This is a genomic window from Persicimonas caeni, assembly GCF_006517175.1.
Taxonomy (GTDB): Bacteria; Myxococcota_A; Bradymonadia; order Bradymonadales; family Bradymonadaceae; genus Persicimonas; species Persicimonas caeni.
The window spans coordinates 2,064,604-2,085,461 of the sequence record NZ_CP041186.1 but is presented as its reverse complement, the minus strand read 5'-3'; the positions used below and the strand labels follow the sequence as shown (position 1 = coordinate 2,085,461).

Sequence of the window (20,858 nt, the reverse complement as noted above, 5' to 3'; positions counted from 1 at the left end):
AATTGTAGTTTGTCCGTCCTAGTAGCCGTCGATGACCGGTAACACATCCCGCCACGCCTCGAACGCCCCTTCATAACGCTCCGTATGCTCCTTTTGGAGCTGCGGGGCGTGTTCTTTTTGGTAGGTGTCGAACGCCTCGTCGGACAGTGCGCGGTAGACGACGCGGTAGGCCCGGCGGGTGTCGGTGTCCGCGTCGGGGTTGCGCGCGAGGGTGGCGTGGGCGAAGCAGCCGGTGTCGAGGACGTCGGGGATGTGGACTTCTTGCATCCACGTTTCCCAGTCGTTGCAGCGAGCGGTGTCGATTTTGATGTAGACGGTGTAGAGCATTCGTTCTTTTTCGTCAGGTTCGGGTTCCGGGGCCCCCCATCCGCCCTTCGCTTTGCTACGGGCACCTTCCCCGAGGGGAAGGGATGACCCTGCGAAAAGCTACGTGGTACAGGCGCGCTAAGGCAACCCTTCCCCCGGGGGAAGGTGGCTCGAGCGCTGTTGAGCTCGAGTCGGATGGGGGGCGCCGTAAAGCATGGAGTTTCAGAGTCGGAACCGCACGAGTCGTAGGGGGCGCGCCGCAAAGCAAGGAGCCCCAAAATCGCCACGCCTCATTGATCCCCACCCTCCAAACCGATATCAATTTACGCAGCCGATTTGAACCATACCAACGCCCCGAAGTCTGCAATGTCTGTACACCGTCTATCCCTCGCCGTCCTCACCCTCCTCGCTTTCTCGCTCGTCACAACAGCCTGCGCCGACGATCCCGACGAGAACCTCGAGCCGGCCGTGCTCACGATCAGCTACCCGGAGCAGGGCGGCTACGTGAACAAGTCGAGGGTGCGCGTGAGCGGCACCGCCGAGAACGTCGACGAGGTGATGGTCAACGGGACGAAGGCCGAGGTGGTCGCCGGGGAGTTCGAGGCCAACGTGAACTTCGAGGAGGGGCCGCAGACGGTGACGGTGACGGCGCGGGACGCCCAGGAGAGCGTCGACTTTACGGTCGATACGATTGCGCCGGTGATCGTGCTCGATTCGCCGGCGCGCGGGGTGTTCGTCGACGGGGCGCAGGCCGGCGAGGTGGTGTTCGAGGGCGTGGCGACCGACGAGGGGACCGGCTTGAAGGTGCTGGCGCTCGACGGGGCGGCGGTGAGCTATGACGAGGCGGGGGACTTCTCGCACGTGGCGAGCCTCGACGAGGGGTACAACGAGTTTGAGCTTCGGGCCGTCGACATGGCGGGCAACGAGGCGACGACGCTTCGCGGGGCGATTTACGGGCCGCTGGCCGACCCGACCTCCGAGATCGACTCGGCCGCCGAGATTCTGCTCAGCCCCGCGGCGCTGGAGACGGCGACCGAGGTCATCGAGGGCCTGCTCACCCCCGAGCGGGTCACCGGGTTCGTGCAGTCGAGCTTGTCGGACAACGGCACGATCTCGGTCGACTCGGTCGACTTCGACGCGCTCGACGCCACGCTCACGCCGAACTCGCCCGATTCGAATTACCCCGACGGCTACGTCGGCATCGAGGTGCTCGTCACCAACTTCCAGCTCGCGGGCACGGCGACCATCGGCAGCGACGACTACCCGATCACCATCACCATCGACGAGACGACGATCACCACGGAGGTCGTGCTGAAGGCGAGCGAGGCGGGCGGCCTGGACGTGTCGTTCGGCCAGTCGGAGCTCGACCTGGCCGAAGAGAATCTGCACTTTACCTTCGACGGCTTCTCCGAGCAGGACCTCTCCGAGAGCGAGCGCGACACGCTGCGCACCATCGCGGTCAACGCGGCGAAGGCGGCGTTCTCGGATCTGTTGAGCGACCAGATCTTCGACCAGCTGTACGACCCGGGCGTGCTGCGGCGCAAAGTCGAGCTTCTGGGGCGCACGCTCGAGTTCCAGCTGTATATCCGCGCGGTGCGCACGAACTCGGAGGGGATTTACCTGAACGCCTCCATCGCCATCGTCTCGGATCGCTACGAGGAGGTGCCCGAGGCGCCCGGCGCGCTGAACCTGCCGCTGGGGGCGCGCTCGGCGCCCAAGGTGGAGGGAGATATCCTGTTTACGACCCACCGCAGCGCCATCAACCGCATCCTGCACGGCGCCTGGCGAAGCGGGCTGTTGACGCTCGAGCTGGCCGGTGCGGACTTTGCCGGCTACGACCTGCCCGTCGAGCTGACGGCCTCGGCGCTGGCGATCTTGCTCGACGACCGCATCGGCTCGCTCGACGAGCAGACGACGCCGGCCGGGCTGAAGCTTCGCCCGCAACTGCCGCCGGTCGCCTCGCTCGGCTCGACCGATGCCGAAGGCAGCGACATCGGCATCGAGCTGGGCGAGCTGCTCGTCGACCTGCGCTTGCTGCCGACCGAGGGCGAGCCCATCGAAATCGTGACCGTGGCGCTCTTCGTCGACATCACCGCTCAATTCGAGGCGCGCGACGGCAAGCTCGCCTTGAGCCTGGACGCCGAGGCGCGCGCCGACATCGACCAGGAGCACGAGATCGACCTGGACGACAAGAAGGTCGAAGACCTGTTCGCCAACCTCATCGAGCTCACCAGCGAGATGCTCGGCGACAAGATGGAGCTGACCGCCGCGGCCGAGCTCGAGTGGCTGACCATCGACAACCCCGAGGCCGAAATCCACGGGGAGCAGGGCGACCAGTTGTCGATCGTGGCGGATGTGAATGCGAATGCGGACGCTGTGCAGTAGGGGAGTTCACCACGGGGAGCACGGGGACACGGAGAAAAGACTTTTTAGGCCTTTCCCCGTGTCCCCGTGTTCCCCGTGGTGATTCTTGCTGTCAGTTGCCCTGCATGAACTCTTGGAGTCGCTTTTTGAGCTTGTCGGCGCGCTCCTTTCGTTCCTGGCGAAGGTTCTTCTGCTCGCCGGGGTCTTCGGCCAGGTCGTAGTACTCTTCGATGCCGTTGGTGACGACGTAGATGAACTTCTCGTCGCCGTGGATGATGGCCTGGTGTTTTTCTTTCCAGCTCGTGTAGGGGAGCAGTTCGGCGAAGACCGGTCGGTCGGGCACGCCCGAGCGGCCGAGCATCGTCTCGACGAGGCTGACGCCCTGGAACTCCTGGGGGATGGTGACGCCGAAGAGCTCGAGCAGCGTGGGGGCGACGTCGACGAGGCTGACGGGGCCTTCGACCTTGCGGTTGTGCCAGCCGGGCACGCGGATGATGAGCGGTACGTTGATGATCTCGTTGTAGAGCGTCTGGCCGTGGAAGAAGTAGCCGTGCTCGTTGAAGCCCTCGCCGTGGTCGGAGGTGATGACGAGCACCGAGTCGTCGTATAGGCCTTGTTCTTTGAGCTTGTCGACGATTCGGCCGACGTAGGCGTCGACGTAGGCGATCTCGGAGTCGTAGTTGTTGATGTGGCGCTCGCGCGCGGTCTTGCCGCCCTTGCCGAAGCTATACTCGTCGTGGTGGATCCAGCGCGCGTGCGGCTCGAAGAGGTGCACGAAGAGGGTGAATGGCTCCTCGTTCTCTTTCCATTGCTTGGCGAGCCGCTCGATGGTGGGCTCGGTCTTCTTCCAGATGCGCGGCGCGGCGATGTCGTCGTTGGACTCGGCGATGGTGCCCGAGCCGGAGTTGTCCCACTCGTCGAAGCCCTGGCGGATGCCCTGGTCGGCCTCGAAGTAGAAGTGGCTGGTCATGCCGATGCCGAAGTAGCCCTGCTCGTCGAGCACCTCGAACATGCTCAGGTTTTCGGGCAAGATCTCCGGGTAGTTCCAGCTCGCCCCGCGCCAGGTCATGCGGCTGGGGTAGCGGCTGAAGAAGAGCGGCGGGATGCTGCGCGGGGTGTGCGGGCTGGGGGCGTAGGCGTCCATAAAGGCCACCGACTCGTCGACGATCTTGTCGATGTTGGGGGTGGTGTCGCGCTCGTAGCCCGCGTAACCCATGTGGTCCTGGCGAAGGGTGTCGACCAGGATGAAGACCAGGTTTTTGGGCGGCTCGGGGATATTCTCGGCCTCGTTCTTGGCGGCGTTTTCGGCCGCCTGGAGGGCCAGGCCGATGATCTTGCGCGACGGGTGGTCGTTGCCGCTGGGCGGCTCGGCGTCGGCGCCCGAACAATCCTCGTCAATGCCGTTATTGGGCACGTCCTTGGCGCCCGGGTAGACGTTCTTGTTGGAGTCGTCGCAGTCGATGCCGCCGAGTCCACTGGCGAAGCCGTCGCCGTCGCGATCGGCCAGCGGCTCGAGCGCCTTGGCGGTGGTCGACAGCAGCGCCGAGTGGCGCGTGGTCGCCTGGCGCATCTCGGGGGTCGAACTCGACCAACCGAAGGCGCCGAAGAAGCAGACCACCGCGGCGACCGCGCCGGCCACCGGCACGCCGATGCGCCAGGCGATGCGATCGACGTCGAACTTGAGCATTGCGCCCATCAAGATCGGCGTGAGCAGCATCGCCGCGAAGCCCATGCGCAGAAGCGTCGCGCTCCACACCTGCAGGCCCGCGGCGTACTGATAGCCGAAGATGAGCCCGCCGATGAGGCCGATGGCGTAGACGCCCACGACGGTCATCGTCGCCCGGGGCACCGACTTTTCGGCGTCACGCGCCGGAAAGAGCTTGCGGACCACTCCCAGCGCGCCGCCAAAGAAGAGCGGGGCGGCCAGAAGCGCGCCGGCGGCGATCACCGCGCCGCCCAGGCCGAGGCCGAGCGTCTGGAAGATCTTGCGTACGAAGTTGCCGGTCACTGCAAAGTGCAGCGCGCCGACGCCCGCGCCGACCAAGCCGGCCAAGATCGGGCCGGTCAACAGGCTGGCAGCGGTGCGGTGATCGACGGCCGGTTTGTCGAGCCGGGCGCGGAAGTCCTCGCCCAAGAACGCCGCCCATCCGGCGGCGAGCACGCCCAAGACGGCCCCGAAGATCACCTGGGGCAGCCCGAGCAGCCCGAACGCAGTCAGAATATAGTAGAAGCCGGTCGCTTCGCTGGCGTCACCCATCGCAGCGCTGGTGGCCAAGAAGCTCCACAGGGTCAGCGCCAGGGCGGAGATAACACCGGCGCGAACTCCGGTCAGGATATGATTCATGGTCGGTCGAGAAAGCGTTGGAGTTTTACCGACCTACTTGAGTATCAGATGGGGCGCAGAAATTCTATTCGTTGATGTGTTGAAGTTGGGAGCGCGATGGCAAGAAACAAAAAAGCGCCCTCAACGGGGCGCTGAAAAAAGAAAATGGTTCTCAGAGGACGTAACGCGTAGCCATAGGACATGTACCTGGCTAACGGCCTGGGGGGATTGCATGTCGACCGTCCTCCGAGAACCACGTCCAAGTTTAGTCGCTCTGGCGTGGCTGTCAAGTCGTTTGGCACTTTTTTGGCAACTTTTTGTCGTTTCGGGGTAACAACGCGCAGAGCTCACCGTTTGACCAAGGGGCTGGCTTGAAAAACCGCCTTTTGGCCGGGGGTCAGGCGCGGGTCGATACTTAGATGCGCGGGTGGGGCGGCCGGGAACATCAAATTATCGGCGTCGGGGCAATCGAAGCCCGTTTGCTGGATCTCTTCGCAGATCGCCGTGTCCTCGATCGGGTCGACCACGCCCATCATGCGGTCGATCTGGCGCTCGGCGTCGGTGTTCGTGCCCTTGTAGACCTCGGTGGTGTGGCGAAGCCCGACGTAGTGGCCCACCTCGTGGGCGAGGATGTGGGCGACGTGGTCGTTGTCGGCGCCGAGATCGACCGTCTGGAAGACCAGTCCGTTGCGCGGGTTGCCGTGCAGGCCCGCCGCGCCGGGGACGCCGGCGGAGATGCCCAGCACGTTCGCGCCGTGGAATTGCATGTCGTCGACCAGGAAGAGATCGACCGACAGGTGGCCGTCGAGCGTCTCGTCGGGCGGCTCACCGTAAGCCGTGAGCTTGTAGACGTCGACCTGCGAGCGCAGCACCCGGAAGGTCTCGCGCACGTGAGCGGGCACGTCGAAGAAGCGCACCTCGCCCAACTCGATGCCCGCCTGGGCATAGATCTCGTCGACGCGGGCGAAGACCGCGGCCAGATCGGGATCGTCCTTGGCGTCCTCGGCGGTGCGCCCGCCGGCGCCGACCAAGTAGATATTCAGATCGATGGTGGTGCCCGTCTTCCCCTCGACGACATACAGACAAGGCGTGGCTGTGTCGGCCGCCACGGTCAGCTCGTAGGTGCCCCCGGCTTCGACATAATCGGCGTATTGGGGGGCATACGGCACCAAGATGGGCCAGTCGAGGCCGACTTGGCCGAAGGTGCCCGTCTCGGCCAAATCGGGGATGAAGTCGAGCTCGCCCAGGCGTGCGTTGTGGTGGCGGTAATCGGTCTGCAGGTCGACCGACGTGCTCGGTGTCTGCATCGACAGCGGCACTACGACGCCCTCGGCGACCATGGGGACCATCAAAAAGCTTTGGGCCTCGGCGCCGAGGTCGAAGGTGAAGGTATATGTTGGGCCGTAGATATCGTCCTGGCCAATCTCGGTGGGCGCGCAGTCGAACGCCAGCAGATCGCGCGTCGGCTCGAAGGCCTCGGCCGGATCGATTCCGCCGCCCGCCGGCAGGCAGGTCGACTCGGCTTGGCCGGAGACTGACTGGCAGGTGTAGCCGTCGCGACACTCTTCGTCGGCCTCACACGGGAGCAAACACGCGGGCGTGCCGTCCCACAGGGCGGCGCATACCGACGCTTCGCCGCTGCAGTCGAGGCGATCGCAGTTGAAGGTGGTGCAGTGGCCGTCGGGAAACCCGTGCGACTGCATCAAGCACGACTCGCTGTTGCAGTCGTCGTCGGTGATGCACGGCTTGCCGTCGGCGCCTTCGGGCACCTCGGTGCGCCCTTTGATCGTGGGCGCGGGCGCGTCGTCTTCGTCGCTGCAACCTATCAGGCAAGCGGCGACGAACAGGGCGAATGACAAGATGTGTAGGGAAGGGCGCATGGCCCGGCTATCTTACTACGGACGGTCGTCCAGGCAAAACGTGGAGCTGCTCGGCCGACTTTGACCCTCTGGAGACCCAGTGATAGATTGCGCGCACTATGGCCCATTCTGACGACCGAAAGCCCGCGCACAGCTCGGACGCGCCCATTACGATCGCCGTCGACGCCATGGGCGGCTACCACTCCCCCGGGGAAGTGGTCAGCGCCGTGGCGCGGTTGAGCAAGTACGAGCCGCCCGCTCGGCCGGTGTATTTTTCGCTGGTCGGCGACGAAGCCGAGCTCACCGAGATCTTGCTGAGCACGAGCCACAACCCCGAGCGCATCCATATATGTCATGCGCCCACCTCCATCGGCATGGGCGAGCCGGCCAAGACGGCCACGGCCGACAAGCCCGACTCGTCGATCGCCGAGGCGTGCCGGCTATGCGCCGACGGGTTGGCCGACGCGGTGGTCACCGCGGGCAATCCGGGCGCCGCGGTGCTCACCGCCGTGCACACCTTCCAGCGGCTGCCCGGGGTCCATCGTGCCGCGCTGGCCTCGGTCTACCCGACGCCGCGTGAGCGCGGCGAGAAGCAAGACCCGTTCAGCCTGCTTCTGGACGTGGGCGCCTCGTTGCGTGCCGATGCGCGCGACCTGGTGACGTTCGCGCTGATGGGCTCGGCCTACGCCCAGATTGTCAGCGCCAACGAGCGGCCGCGGGTGGCCCTGTTGTCGAACTCGCGCGAGAACACCTTGGGCACCGAGTCGGTGCGCGAGGCCTATGAAAAGCTGCGAGATGACGAGCGGGTCCACTTCTACGGCAATATCGAGGGCCACGACATCCCCCGTGGCTTGGTCGACGTGATAGTATGCGAGGGCTTTGTGGGCGACGTGACCATCAAGATCTTGGAGGGCGTCAGCGAGGCAGCCTTCGAGTTGGCGCGCTCGGCCTACCGCGAGAAGATGGCCTGGAAGCTCGGCCTCAAGCTGCTCTCGGGCGGGCTCAACCGCATCAAGCAGTTGACCGACTTCGAGGAGTACGGCGGCGCGCCGCTGTTGGGGATCGACCGGGTCATGATCGTGGCGCACCCCCACTCGGAGAGCCGCGCGATCGAAAACGCCATCAAGCTGGCCATCAAGAATGTGCGCGCCGAGCTTCCGCGCGTCATCGCCCGGGCGCTGGCCGAGAAGGAGTAGCTTCGGCGGAGTGCGCTGCCACTTGCTCCTGGGGCGTCAGGCGTCCTTTCGGCAGGCGTATGACGAACTCGGCTCCCTCGCCCACGCCTTCGCTATGCGCCTCGACGCAACCTCCGTGCATCTCGGCCAGGCGTTTGACCAGCGCCAACCCCACACCCAGACCCCCGCCGGGCCGATCGAGGCTGCGCTCCGTCTGCATGAACAGGTCGAAGATAAACGGGAGCGCTTGCGGCTCGATGCCTTGGCCGTTGTCGGCCACCCGCAGGACGACTTCTCCGTCCTCGTCTGCATTCTCCACCGACACCTCGATGCGGCTGCCGTCAGGTGAGTATTTGATGGCGTTGTCGACCAGGTTGCGCACGACTTGCTGCAGGCGAAGCGGGTCGGCGACCAGGGGCGTGGGTCGGTCGACCTCGACGACCAGCTCGTGGTCGTGGTCGTCGGCCTGCGCGGCCACATCCTCGACGACTTGCTCGACCAAGTCGGCCACGTCGAGCTGCACCGGGCGCAGCGGATACTCCCCTCGACTGATACTGGCCAGGTCGACCAGGTCCTCGATCAGTCCGGCCATGTGGCCGGTTTGCCGCTCGATGATCTCGAGGAACCTCTGTTGGCTCGCCGCCGACTCGTGGGCCAGGAGAAACTCGACGCTGCTCATGATCGAGGCGATGGGATTGCGCAGCTCGTGGCCCAGAATGGCCATGAAGTCGTCCTTTTGACGGGACGCCTCGTCGAGGTGCTCTTGGACGCGCTTTTGGTGGTCGATGTCGGTGCTCGTGGCGTACCAGCGCGGCTCGTCGTCTCGGGGCTCGACGCGCACGGCTCGCCCCAGGTGCCACTGCCATGTATCCGGCGCGACCCGGACCCGATACTCCATCTCGAAAGGCTCGCCCGACGCGATCGAGGCTTGCCAGCGTTCGCTCCACTCGTCTCGGTCGCAGGGGTGGAGCATTTGTCGCCATTGAGCCAGAGCATCGCCGTTGTGGGGCTTCATCACTTCACGCCAGCGCTGGTTGACGTAGTCAGGCTGGCCGTCGGACCCTGCCGACCAGACGATTTGAGGCATCGCGTCGGCCAACTCGCGAAAGCGGTGCTCGCTGACGCGGCGCCGCTCGTCGATCGACTCGATGACCACCCCGGTGCGCCAGACGAGCACAACGAAGATGATCCCGGTGCTCAACGCCAGCAGCGCCAAGGAGAAGTGGGGGCCGTACAGACCTGTGTTTTCTCCGAGCAGGAACACTACGCCGAGCACAGCCGGCACCAGCAGGCCGGTGGGCACCAGGCGTCTGGAGAGGGCACCTTCGACGCTGTCGCGCGCCAAGACTTCGGCGGGGCCTTCGCGCCAGTCGAAGCTGACCAGTCCGCACGCCAGCACGCAGAAGCTGACCGCCGTATGCACCGCCATCGAATTGAACGGTGCCACCTCATAGAGGCGCTCCAGGTTGTATACATAGCCGATGATCGCCAACAGACCGATGACGCCCACCCAGAAGGTCAACCCGTCGGCGAGCCTGCGGGCACGGCGCCACGGCGAGGCGTATGCGGTGAGCGCCACGCCGGTCAACATGAAGCCGATGGCCGTGCCCGGCGACATGCGGCCGGGATGCCACGTCAACACCGAGTGGGGGTCTTCGGCGATGAGGGTGTCGATGCCCAGGTTGATGCCCCACAGGTCCTGGCTCAGCGTCGCAGCCCCGAGCACCACCGCCGCCAGCGCGGCCAGCCGTGTCACCCATCGGCCGGCGTTTCCCTTCCAGTGCACGAGGGTGAGCAGGGCCCCCGACAACAGAATGAAGCCGACTGCCGTGTTGGCCTTCATACTTGCCAGGCCGGGGGCGATGCGTTGAGCTGCGGGCACTCCGAAGATCCAGCCGACGACCAGCACCACGATGGCGACGGCCAAGATGAGTCCTCCGGCGATCGTGGGCGCGGCATCGAGCAGCCAACGCGTCTTGCGCGCTACGATGTGTGGCTCGGTCTCGCGACGCTGTGTCATAGACTCGAAGGGGGTGGGGCTGACGTGGGTGTGCGGCGACTACAGCGAACTCCCCCATAAAACTAGGTGGAAACCCCGAGATTCCAATCGACGCACGCGCAGCGCGAGTCAACCGGCGTCGACCCGCCCGATGGCGGCAGACTCGACGCGACCTCTTTGACCCTGTTAGTGCCCGGTGATAGATTGCGCCCATCGGGCAATCCGCGCGCGGCCCAAGACGACCGCAACGAGCTGGTCCGCCAATCCGCGCGTGCCGATCTTTGCTGCGTGATCGCGCAGAGTCCCATTCTGACAGCCAGGCCAGGCATACGGACGTGACTGACGGTAAGCACATCCAGGACGTCGAAGTCGACGAGCTACCCGTTCGGCACATCTTTCGGTGGGATCTCGACAAGACCTACCTGCGCACCGAGTTCGACACGGTGCGCGACCTGATTCGCACCGCGCTGCAAAAGCCCGAGGAGAAGGTTAACGTGCCTGGGGCGGTGGCGCTGTTGCGCGAGCTGACCCGCGAGAAGGAGCAGACCCGCGCGCTGGTCACCTTCATCTCGGGCAGCCCCTCGCAGATGCGCAACACCCTCGAGCGCAAATTCGAACTCGACGGCATCCGCCCCGATGCGTTCATCCTCAAGCCCACCCTCAAGAATATCCTGACCGGACGCTTCCGCGCCGTGCGCGGGCAGGTCGGCTACAAGCTCGACTCGCTGCTCCGGCTGCGCGCGATGAGCCAGATCGCCCCGGAGACGCTGTTCGGCGACGACGCCGAGCAGGACGCCTTCATCTACTCGCTGTACGCCGACCTGGCCGCCGGCACCGTCGACGAGGAGCAACTCGTCGCCATCTTGGACGAGGCCGAGGTCTACGACGTCACCGCCGAGTCGATCCTGAGCCACTTCGCCAACACGCGCGTTCACGACAACGTCCAGCGCATCTTCATCCACCTCGACCGCCGCTCGGCGCCGGGGCGCTTCTGGGTCTTCGGCCCCCGCCTCATCCCGATCATCAACTACTTCCAGGCCGCGCTTGTTTTGTATGCCGACGAGGTCATCGCCGCCGACGGCCTCATCCGCGTCGCCTCCGAGATGATCGAGCGCGACGACTACGGCCTGGTCGAACTCGCCAACAGCCTCCAAGACCTCGCCCGCCGCCGCCACGTCGACATGAGCGTCCTCGACCGCCTCGCCGACGAGTGGGAGCACGCCGAGCACCAAAAGGCCTTGCCGCCCGGCTTCTTAGAGCGTCTGATTACTCGTGTGAGGGCGCTGAGCCCGCGCGTGCAGAACGTCACGCGAGAGTGGGAGGGTCCGGTGGATTATATCGAGGTGTTGCGGGCGGATCGGAAGATGCGCGAGTCGGTGCAGCCTAAGAAGGGACTCTTTTCGTAGTGTTTGGGTTTTCGGGGGCCCCTCCGCCTCACACGCCGCCGCCTTTGGCGGCTGGTGCTCGGCACCTCCCCCCGGCGAAGGCCGCGGGGAGAAGCCCCTTCGTGATCGAGTAGTGGTGGATTTCCGACGCGAGGCTATTGCATAACAAAAGGGCGAGGCGCTCCTCCCCGGCGTGTTCAGCGCGGGGGAGGTGGCGGCGGAGCGAAGCGAGAGCCGCCGGAGGGGCAGCCCCAACAACCCAAAACCTACGCCACCCGCCCCTCGATAAACCCAATCACATCCCCAGCCCCGTCGACCCCGTTCAGCCGGCTCATCTCTTGAATGCCAGTCGGGCTCGTCACATTGACCTCGGTCAAAAACTCCCCGATGACGTCGATGCCGGCGAACCAGATGCCGTCCTGGCGCAGGCGCTCGCCGACCTTCTCGCAGATCTCACGGTCGCGCTCGGTCAGCTCGACCTTCTTGACCGTGCCGCCCACGTGGATGTTGCCGCGGTGCTCGGTCTCGGCGGGCACGCGCAGGATGCCGCCCAGGGGTTCGCCGTCGAGCATGAGGATGCGTTTGTCGCCCTCGCGGATCTCGGGGATATAGCTCTGGCAGATGATCTTTTTGCGCTCGTGGTCGGTCGCGACCTCGATGAGGGCGTTGAGGTTTTTGTCGTCGCGCTCGAGCACGAAGATGCCCTCGCCGCCGTGGCCGTCGATGGGCTTGATGATGCAGCGGCCCTCGTGGTCGTCGAGGAAGCCGTGGATGCGCTCGGCGCTGCGGGTGACGACGGTGTCGGGGATGAGCTCGGCGAAGTGCAGCGCGTACAGCTTCTCGTTGGCCGCGCGCAGGCCGTTGGGCTTGTTGATGACGAAGCAGCCCTTCTCCTCGGCCAACTCGAGCATGTGCGCGGCGTGCAGGTAGGGCACGTCGAAGGGCGGGTCCTTGCGCATGAAGATCGCGTCGAGGGCGTGCAGCGGCTCGTACTGCGGCGAGTCGAGCTCGTAGTGGTCTCCGGCCACCCGGCGCACCTGGCAGTGCTGCATGATGCCCCAGGCTTCGTCACCCTCGGCGGCGAGGTCCTCCATCTTCAAGAAGTACACCTCGTGGCCGCGCTCTTGGGCGGCGAGCATGAAGGCGAAGGTGGTGTCGGCGTTGATGTTCACCGACGCGATGGGGTCCATGACGAAGCCGATTTGCATTGCACGTTCTCGTGTCTTTGGATTTCTCTTAGCAGCGTGGTTGCTTCTCGACGCCCCCCATCCGCCCTCCGCTCCGCTCCGGGCACCTTCCCCCGGGGTAAGGGCTGCCTTCGCGCGCCTGAACCACGTAGCTTTTCGCAACGGCATCCCTTCCCCTCGGGGAAGGTGGCTCGCGCGCAGTTTAGCGCGAGACGGATGGGGGGCGCCAAGAAGCTTTGCCTTACTCTACGTCCTGTTCCGCCTCTTTGGCCTTTGGGCGAAACTTGTCGGGGGCGTTGCGCACGAAGTCGCCGAGGGCGACTTGGGCGCGGTAGATGCGGTCTTTGCCCGGTTTGCGAATATAGGTGCGCCTGACGCCGGTCTGCTCGACGCGGATTTCGCGGCCGACCTCGAGTTCCAGGGCCGCCGTATCCGAGCCCGCCGAGTAAGCGGCCACCTTGACCGCCGACGCCTCGTCGAGGCCATATTCTTTGGCTTTTTTGACGCTCAAGCGCAAGTCATCGGTTCGAATTTCTTTGGCGAACAGACCCTCGAGCTTGTTCTGCGCCGAGCTGGTCAATGCGCCCTCGACCGGCCGCGTCATCCGCCAGCCCGCCTCTCCTCGCTCGAACACGATCAACTCGCCGCCGGCGGCCTTCGGCTGGATGATCTCGACCCGACTCATCTTCTCGACCGCCTCGATCCTCGTGGGCGTCTCGACGGTCTTGCTCGGCTCGTCGCGTATCACAAAGAAGACGCCGGCGAGTACGGCAAGAGCGATGACGGCGATCCATGTGCTCTTTTGCATGGTTGGTCTCCTTCTCTTGGTTTTCACCACGGAGAGCACGGGGACACGGGGAGAGGAAAAAGAAAAGCAGTTCTCCGTGCCCCCTGTGTGCCCCGTGGTGAATTGAACGTTGGTTTTCACCACGGAGAGCACGGGGACACGGGGAGAGGAAAAAGAAAAGCAGTTCTCCGTGCCCCCTGTGTGCCCCGTGGTGAATTGAACGTTGGTTTTCACCACGGAGAGCACGGGGACACGGGGAGAGGAAAAAGAAAAGCAGTTCTCCGTGCGCCCTGTGTGCCCCGTGGTGAATTGAACGTTGGTTTTCACCACGGAGAGCACGGAGACACGGGGAGAGGAAAAAGAAAAGCAGTTCTCCGTGCCCCCTGTGTGCCCCGTGGTTAATCCCTCCCTTGGGTTCGATCGAGCGACTCACGCCGGCGTCGCCTCCTCGACATCATGAACACGCCGATGAGGGCGAAGACCGCCGGGACGGCTGCGATGTTGACGAATTGCAGCGAGTGTTTGGTCTCTTCGGGGACCTCTCCCAGAAGCCGCGGCATCGCCTTGGTGCGGATCTGGGTCAGGGCGGTGTCCTGGATGAGCCACTCGACGCTGTTGACGAAGAATTGGCCGCCCAGGCTGGCCAGTTGCTGGTCGTAGCCGACCGAGGGGACCGGGCGGAAGAAGTCGCCGCTGCCGACGACGAGCAGGCGTGCGGGTTTCTTGTCCGCGGCGAGGTCGGCTTCGGTGCGGCCTTCGGGGAGCGGGTTGCTGTCGTAGTAGCTTCGCATCTCGCCCTGCAGCGTGGCGGCGAGGGTCCATTGGCCCTGTTCTTCGTCGGCGGCTTGTTCGCTCAGCGTCTCGTAGCTGAACGTGCGCGGCGGGGTGGGGCGGCGCAGGGCCGTGTCGGCGGTCTGGATGACGCGGTGGGCTTCGACGTCGTCGTCTTCTTCGACCCACGGTTGCACCACGATCGTCGAGGGGACGGGCATCGCCAGGGCGCTGAAGTCGCGCATGAACGGTAGCGTACGGTCGAGCTCCGGGGTCATGAACGCGCCCGGCTGGGTGATCTGGGCCAGGCCCTGGCGGGTGGCGGCCAGGGCGGTGACGCCGTTTTCGGGGTCGACGACCAGGTCGGCGCGAAGCTCGAGGCCGTACTCCTTGAAGACCTCGCTCAGGCCCGGCTCGAGCGGCGCGCGCACGTCGGGCAGGTTGCGGCCGCGAAGCTGGCCGGCTTGCATCTGGCGCATGAGTTGTTGCTGGGCCTGGGCGTCCGGGCCGGTTGCCGACTGGAACCAGCCCACGCTTCCGCCGCGCTGGACGTACTGGTCGAGCGCGAAGATCGCCGCGTCCGAGAAGGGCTGCTCGGCGTTGAGGATGAGCAGGGCGGAGACATCCTCGCCCACCTCGGGCGCCTCGCCCGCCAGGTCGACGGTGGTGACCTCGACGAGGTCGCCGTACAGCTGCTCGAAGACCGGCTGGACCGACTGCAAGAACTGCGGGCTCTGGGCCGGGCCGCCGAAGCCCGACACGAAGGCGAGCTTGCGCGGCTCGGTCTCCTGCAGGTTGAGCAGCGCCTTGGTGAACTCGTACTCGTAGTTGGCCAGGGACGCTCCGGGGGCGGCCTGCAGGTCATCGACGACCTCCAGATTTTCGCCCTGGGTGAACGCCACGCACTTGTAGACCGCGCGCAGCGACACTTCGTCTTCGGACTGCTGGCCGATGGCGACCTTCTCGCAACCAAAGCCCTTGGCGTCCTCCTCGATCTCTTCGCCGTCCTCCGGCGAGATGATTTCAAAGGTGAGCTTGTCCCCGCTGGCGGCGGCGTACTCGTCGAGGGTGTCGGCCACCGTCTGCGACAGGTTGTGCATCGGCGGGGGCAGGTCCGGCGAGATGAACGCCTTGACGTGCACCGGCTCGTCGAGCCCGTCGACGGCCCGCTCGCTCGCCTCGCTGAGCGTGTAGATCTTGTTCTCGGTCAGGTCGACGCGCGAGAAGACCTGGCTCGAGATGGCGTTGAGCGCGATCGCAATCCCCACCGTCGCCACGATGATCACGATGGCGTTGGCGCCGCTGACGAGCTTTCGCGTCTTGCTGACTTTCTGTGTGTCGGTTTCGTTCGACATATTACCACCTCCTCGCCGCAATCGACGTCTGCGCGACCACCAAGCACACCCCGATGAGCGACAGGTAATAGACCACGTCCCTGCTATCGATGACCCCGCGGGCCATATTCTCGAAGTGATAGCTCGTCGACAGGTACTCGACGACCTGAGCGGTCGTGCCCGTGGGCTGACCGACGAGTTGGTCGATGAGATAGAGGAAAAAGCAGATCGAAAAGGCGACCAGGATGGCGACGACCTGGTCCTTGGTCCAGCTCGACGCCATCAGCCCGATGGCCGAGTACGACGCGCCCAGGAGCATCAGCCCGGCGTAGCCCGCCCACACCGCGCCCCAGTCGATGTCGCCCAGCCGCGACAGGCTGAACGGGTAGACCAGCGTCATCGCGAAGACGACGGTGAGTAGGCCCACCGCCGCCAAGAATTTGCCCATGACGATCTCGAAGTCGCTCACCGGCATCGTCATCAACAGCTCGAGCGTGCCCGAGCGCTTCTCCTCGGCGAAGAGCCCCATGGTGATCGCCGGGGCGAAGAACGCCAAAAAGAGCGGCGCCTGGCCGAAGAAGCTTCGCATCGACAGGATGTTGATGTCCTGGAAGAAGTTCAGCCAGAACAGGGCGCCTGTGATGATCAGAAACAAGATGACGACGATATAGGCGACCACCGAGTTGAAGTAGGTGCCTAGTTCGCGTTTGAGGATGAATCCGATGTTTTTCATAAGTCGTTCACTCTCAAAAGTCGTCCACTTCCAGCCATCATGTCCGTCCAACCCGAGCCGTGATCATAGCCGTGATCGTAGTCGTGATCGTGATCGTGATCGGTTTTGGGAGGGCGTCGATCGATCACGATCACGATCACGAGATGGCCGATCGGCCCTCCTCGGTCTCGCCGGCGGTGTAGTGGCGGAAGACGTCCTCGAGGCCGTCGGCGCCCACGGCGTCTTGCAGTGCGTCGAGCGTGCCGTCGGCGACGAGCTGGCCGCGGTTGATGATGACGATGCGGTCGCACACCGCCGCGATCTCCTGGAGGATATGGGTCGAGAAGATGACCGTCTTCTCCTCGCCGATCTCGGAGATCACGTCGCGGATTTCGATGATCTGATTGGGGTCGAGCCCGGTGGTGGGCTCGTCGAGGATGAGCACCTCGGGCTTGTGGATGATCGCCTGGGCCAGGCCGACGCGCTGGCGGTAGCCCTTGGAGAGCTCCGAGATCTCTTTGTGGACGACGTTGTGCAGGCCCGTGCGCTCGATGACCTCCTCGATGCGCTCTTCGCGCGCCGGCTTGGCCACCCCGCGCACCTCCGCGATGAACTTCAGATAATCCCAGACGAGCATCTCGTCGTATAGCGGCACGTTCTCGGGCAGATAGCCCACGCGCTTTCGCACCTCGGCCGACTCGGCGTGCACGTCGTAGCCTGCGACCTTGGCGGTGCCCTCGGTGGCCGCCATAAAGCAGGTCAGAATCTTCATCGTCGTCGACTTGCCCGCCCCGTTGGGGCCCAGGAAGCCGACGATCTCACCGGGCTGGACCTCGAAGCTCACTCGGTCGAGGGCCTTGAAGTCGCCGTAGGTCTTTGTCAGCCCGTCGACCACGATACTGTACTCGGCTGGAATGGCCGACTGATCCGTGCTCATCGATACCTCCACGAGCTGGGGTGTCTGTTCTTGGTTCTTCTATTTCGACGCCTCGCCGATTTATTCCGACCTCGTCCGATCGGCTCGAGCTTCGCGTCGCGGTGGGATTTTTGTGGCATATCGCGAGGGGAAGTCAAGTTTGTGGCGCGACACGCGTCGCGCCGAAAGGGTTCGACGTAGGGTTCGGGCGCGACTTAAGTCATTTTTGGAGGCAACCGAGAACCCTCCAAACGAGACTCCACCTCGAACCACCCCCCAACCGAGAACCTTCCAAACGCGACTCCACCTCGAATCACCCCCCTACCGAGAACCCTCACGACGCGACTCGACCTGCGTCTCCCCCCCTACCGAGAACCCCCCACACGCGACTCGACCTGCGTCTCCCCCCCTACCGAGAACCCTCGCGACGCGACCCGAGTCGCGGCCCGACCTGACAGAGACCCCACAAAAAATGACGTGAGTCGCGCCGGAACCCAGCTCACAACCCTCAGAAGCCCTTCTGGAAGGGAGCGCTTGTTTGGGACGCACTGTGGGGCTAAAAACACCATTCGAGCGATTTCGACCCACGAGCCGCCTATGCAGATCAAATCCCACATCGCAGACGACCTTCGCCGCCGGGCCACCTCGCCCAAAAAGCTCGCCGCCGCGCTCCCCAAGGAGCGAAAGACGGTCGAGACGATGCGCGAACTCGCCCTCGACGACCCCAGCGAGCTCAACGTGAGTCACCTGGGCCGCGAGGCGAGCCGGCTGGCCGACCACTTGCTTTTGGCAGACGAATTCGACGAGGCGTTGCGCCTCAAAGAGGAGGCCATCGGGGTGTGGCGCAAGCTCGACCGCCCCAAGGCGCGCTTTTTGGCCGAGCTCGACGCCGCCGAGATCGTCTTCGAGCTGGGCCGCCACGACGAGGCGCTCGCCGAGCTCGAGCGGCTGGTCGAGGCGTCCGAGGACGAGCCGTTCGGGGTGTATCGCGACTTCGTCCTCGAGCTGCGCGCACGGTGTCTGGCACGCTGCGCGCGCGTCGACGACGCCCGCGCCGACCTCGACGAGGCCCTCGCCCTTCGCCGCGAGCGCGGCAACGCCCGCCAGATCGAGCAGACCGAGCGCTTGGTCGCGCTCGTCGATGGGTTTACGGCGCGGTGACGACCGGCTGCGGCTCGGCGTAAAAGAGCCTTCCGCCGATGCCCAACTGGCCGTAGCCGTTGTCACCCCAGCAGTAGACCTCGTCGTCGGTCGTCACCCCGCAGGCGTGGTTGCCGCCCAGCGTCAGCTCGCGGAAGGTGAGGTCGCCGGCGACCGGGGTGGGCTCGGCGCGATCTTGGGAGGTCCCGTCGCCGAGCGCCCCGGAGAAGTTCTTGCCCCAGCAATACGCCTTGCCGGCCGCGTCCAGCCCGCAACCAAAGTAGGTTCCGCCGCCGTACAACGTCTCGAGGGTGACCGCCGAGCTCACCTCGGTGGGCGTCTCCACCAGTCCCGCGCCCGGGATGACTCGGCCCCAGCACATCAGCTTGTCGTCGGTCGTCAGCCCGCAGGTGTGATTGCGTCCCGCGGCGAGCGCGTCGAAGCGCGCCTGGGAGTCGACGGGATAGGCGACGTGTGAGTAGCTCGAGTCTTGTTGCGGGTCGCCGCGCAGGGTCTGCTCGCCCCAGCAATGGACCACGCCGTCGGAGCCGCGGCGCAGGCCGCAGCCGTGCTCGCCGCCCACGGTGGGGGCGTCGAGGCCGAAGTACTGGTGCTCGGAGGCGGACGCGCCCTCGACGACGGCCTGCACGTCGTTGATCGTATGGCCGGCGCCCCACCAGTAGGTCTCGTCACCGCTCTGGACCATGACACTGCTGTAGGTCATCTCGAGCCGGTCGGGCACCTGCGTGAAGTTGTTGCGCGTCGGGGCGATCACCACGTTGAAGTCATCGTCCATGCCCAGCTCGCGGTCGTACTCGACGCCCCAGCAGAACAACTCGTCGTCTTTGACGCCGCAGGAGGTGCTCGAGCCGGCGGCGACGTCTCGCCAGCCGCTGGTCATTGCGGTGGGGCGGCTGCTCGAGTTGTAGCGGCCGTTGCCGAATTGGGCCTGCAGGTTGCTCCCCCAGCACTCCACGGTCTCGTCGACGACCCGACAGGTGTGCAGACTGCCGGCGTCGACCGAGCCGCCGCGAGCGTCGACGCGCTGCGGCTCCTCGAAGATCGTCTGACGCCCCACCGCCAGCGAGCCGGCCGCGTCGAAGCCCCAGCAGCGAAGCTCGCCGTCGAGGGTGAGCCCACACGAGTGGGTCGCCGACATGGCTAGGTGGCTAAAGGCGGCGCCCTCGATGGGGCGAGCCGTCTGCCTGTCGAGGAACTCGTCGTCGCCGAGTTGGCCCTGGTCGTTCTGGCCCCAGCAAATCGCCTGGCCGTCCGCGCGCAGCGCACACGTCGACTGGTGGGCGGCGAAGACAGAAGTCACGTTGGTCGTGCCCGCGTGGGTCGGCTCCCACCAGATGGTCCCGCGGTCGGTGCCGACCTGATAGCTGCCGTTATAGCCCCAACAGTACACGTCCGTGCCCTGCAGCCCGCAGGTGTGCATGCGCCCGGCGGCGAGTTTGTCGAAGCGGTAGTCGAAGGCGATCAGGCCGGGGCTTTTGGGGCCGTATTGGTGCCCGCGGCCGAGTTGGGCGCCGCGGTTGGCGCCCCAGCAAAAGGTGCGTCCGGTGGTCGCCAGCGCGCAAGTATGCCAGCCCCCGGCGGTCACCGAGGCCATGGTTCCGGGAAGAGCCACGGGGCTGGGCAGCTCACTCAGGCGCGAATCGCCGAGCTGGTTGTAGAAGTTGGCGCCCCAACACCACACCGCGCCGGCGTCGCTCAGGGCGCAAAAATGGCCTTCGCCGGCGACCAATTGGGTGAACGCGACCTCGCTGGGAGTGCCGACGAGCGCGAAGCTATTCGAGTAGACGGTGGGGCCGTCGTCGTCGGCGGTGCGCAGGCGTCGCCCGCGACACCAGGGACGCCCCGAGGTGTCGAGCGCGCAGACGGTGCGAAAGGCGAGCGCGATGTCGGTGAAGGCCTCCTCGTGGTCGAGGGCGACGAGCTTGCCCTCCGTGCGTCGCGGGCTCATCTCGAATTCGCCGTCGGCCTGGAAGCCGCCGGCGCAAAAGAGCTGTCCGGTCGCGTCGAGTGCGCAGGTATGCCGAGTGCTCACGTCGACGTCGACCCACCGAGGCGCCACGACCTCGCCGTCGACTCGGGCTTCGGCGCCCTCGTAGCGGGCGATGACCTCGAAAGTGCCGGCCGACACGGCGTGTACGAGGCCCTCGGCGTCGACCTCGGCGATCGCCGCATCGGAGGTCGTCAGTTCGACCTCGGCGAGCTCGAGCTTGTCGAAGCCGTCGTAGACCCGAATCGACAGGTCGTTCCCCTCGGCCAGTCTGATCGTGTCGGGGCGAATGCGAAGCTCGACGGGGTCCTCCGCGTCGGCCTCAGTGTCGGTATCGGCTGCGTCGACGCCGGCGTCCTCGCCGGTGGCATCGATGTCGGCGTCGGCGAGCGGAGGAGTCGGGTCGTCTTCGGGACATCCGGCGCAGAGCGCCGCGAGCGCGAGAAGAGCCAGCAAATCGGTGTACTTCATGGGTGTCGCCCCCAGGGTGTGACTGGAAATCAAACCCCGTTATACTGCCGGGGATTTGAAGCGTGGACAAGAGCGACTTTGCTTGTTTTTTGCCCCACGAGTTTAGCTTGGGGAGCGCTCC

Annotated in this window: 14 protein-coding genes; 4 read left to right on the top strand and 10 right to left on the bottom strand. The window is 65.4% G+C overall.

Going from position 1 to position 20,858, the window contains the following annotated elements; all coding sequences use genetic code 11:
- Positions 1-18: 18 nt before the first annotated feature.
- Positions 19-327 (bottom strand): DUF4286 family protein, encoded by a 309-nt coding sequence (locus FIV42_RS07790; RefSeq protein ID WP_141197128.1) that lies wholly within the window; start codon positions 325-327, stop codon positions 19-21.
- 345 nt (positions 328-672) lie between these two features.
- On the opposite strand from FIV42_RS07790, the gene FIV42_RS07785 reads away from it, so the two are divergent.
- A complete protein-coding gene (locus FIV42_RS07785; protein ID WP_141197127.1) occupies positions 673-2,691 on the top strand; it encodes a hypothetical protein in 2,019 nt (672 codons plus the stop codon).
- A 91-nt stretch (positions 2,692-2,782) separates the two neighbouring features.
- On the opposite strand, the gene FIV42_RS07780 is transcribed toward FIV42_RS07785, so the two are convergent.
- Positions 2,783-5,014, bottom strand: coding sequence for a sulfatase-like hydrolase/transferase (locus FIV42_RS07780; RefSeq protein ID WP_141197126.1), 2,232 nt, complete (start codon positions 5,012-5,014; stop codon positions 2,783-2,785).
- A 326-nt stretch (positions 5,015-5,340) separates the two neighbouring features.
- Positions 5,341-6,873, bottom strand: a complete 1,533-nt coding sequence (locus FIV42_RS07775) for a M57 family metalloprotease (protein WP_141197125.1) — start codon at positions 6,871-6,873, stop codon at positions 5,341-5,343.
- Positions 6,874-6,971: 98 nt separating this feature from the next.
- On the opposite strand from FIV42_RS07775, the gene plsX reads away from it, so the two are divergent.
- Positions 6,972-8,048 carry a phosphate acyltransferase PlsX gene (gene plsX, locus FIV42_RS07770; protein ID WP_141197124.1) on the top strand — a complete coding sequence of 359 codons (1,077 nt, stop codon included), beginning with the start codon at positions 6,972-6,974 and terminating at the stop codon, positions 8,046-8,048.
- Here plsX and FIV42_RS07765 read toward each other — a convergent pair.
- Positions 8,017-10,047, bottom strand: coding sequence for a PAS domain-containing sensor histidine kinase (locus FIV42_RS07765; RefSeq protein WP_141197123.1), 2,031 nt, complete (start codon positions 10,045-10,047; stop codon positions 8,017-8,019). The two genes, plsX and FIV42_RS07765, sit on opposite strands and share 32 nt — an antisense overlap.
- 314 nt (positions 10,048-10,361) lie before the next feature.
- Between FIV42_RS07765 and FIV42_RS07760 the strand changes: the two genes are divergently transcribed.
- The gene (locus FIV42_RS07760) at positions 10,362-11,432 is read left to right on the top strand and encodes a phosphatase domain-containing protein (RefSeq protein ID WP_141197122.1); all 1,071 of its coding nucleotides are present in this window, start codon (positions 10,362-10,364) and stop codon (positions 11,430-11,432) included.
- Positions 11,433-11,677: 245 nt separating this feature from the next.
- Here FIV42_RS07760 and gshB read toward each other — a convergent pair whose 3' ends face one another.
- From gshB to FIV42_RS07735, 5 genes are all read right to left on the bottom strand, one after another.
- Positions 11,678-12,619 carry a glutathione synthase gene (gene gshB / locus FIV42_RS07755; protein WP_168210490.1) on the bottom strand — a complete coding sequence of 314 codons (942 nt, stop codon included), beginning with the start codon at positions 12,617-12,619 and terminating at the stop codon, positions 11,678-11,680.
- Positions 12,620-12,839: 220 nt separating this feature from the next.
- Complete coding sequence (locus FIV42_RS07750) at positions 12,840-13,406, bottom strand: hypothetical protein (RefSeq protein ID WP_141197120.1); 567 nt, start codon at positions 13,404-13,406, stop codon at positions 12,840-12,842.
- A gap of 377 nt (positions 13,407-13,783) precedes the next feature.
- The gene (locus tag FIV42_RS07745; RefSeq protein WP_141197119.1) at positions 13,784-15,511 is read right to left on the bottom strand and encodes a GldG family protein; all 1,728 of its coding nucleotides are present in this window, start codon (positions 15,509-15,511) and stop codon (positions 13,784-13,786) included.
- A 1-nt stretch (position 15,512) separates the two neighbouring features.
- A complete protein-coding gene (locus tag FIV42_RS07740) occupies positions 15,513-16,223 on the bottom strand; it encodes an ABC transporter permease (RefSeq protein WP_141197118.1) in 711 nt (236 codons plus the stop codon).
- Positions 16,224-16,359: 136 nt separating this feature from the next.
- Positions 16,360-17,139, bottom strand: a complete 780-nt coding sequence (locus FIV42_RS07735; protein ID WP_141197117.1) for an ABC transporter ATP-binding protein — start codon at positions 17,137-17,139, stop codon at positions 16,360-16,362.
- Positions 17,140-17,715: 576 nt separating this feature from the next.
- Here FIV42_RS07735 and FIV42_RS07730 point away from each other — a divergent pair.
- Positions 17,716-18,279 (top strand): tetratricopeptide repeat protein, encoded by a 564-nt coding sequence (locus tag FIV42_RS07730; RefSeq protein WP_141197116.1) that lies wholly within the window; start codon positions 17,716-17,718, stop codon positions 18,277-18,279.
- On the opposite strand, the gene FIV42_RS07725 is transcribed toward FIV42_RS07730, so the two are convergent.
- Complete coding sequence (locus FIV42_RS07725) at positions 18,266-20,737, bottom strand: hypothetical protein (RefSeq protein ID WP_141197115.1); 2,472 nt, start codon at positions 20,735-20,737, stop codon at positions 18,266-18,268. The genes FIV42_RS07730 and FIV42_RS07725 overlap by 14 nt on opposite strands.
- Positions 20,738-20,858: the final 121 nt, after the last annotated feature.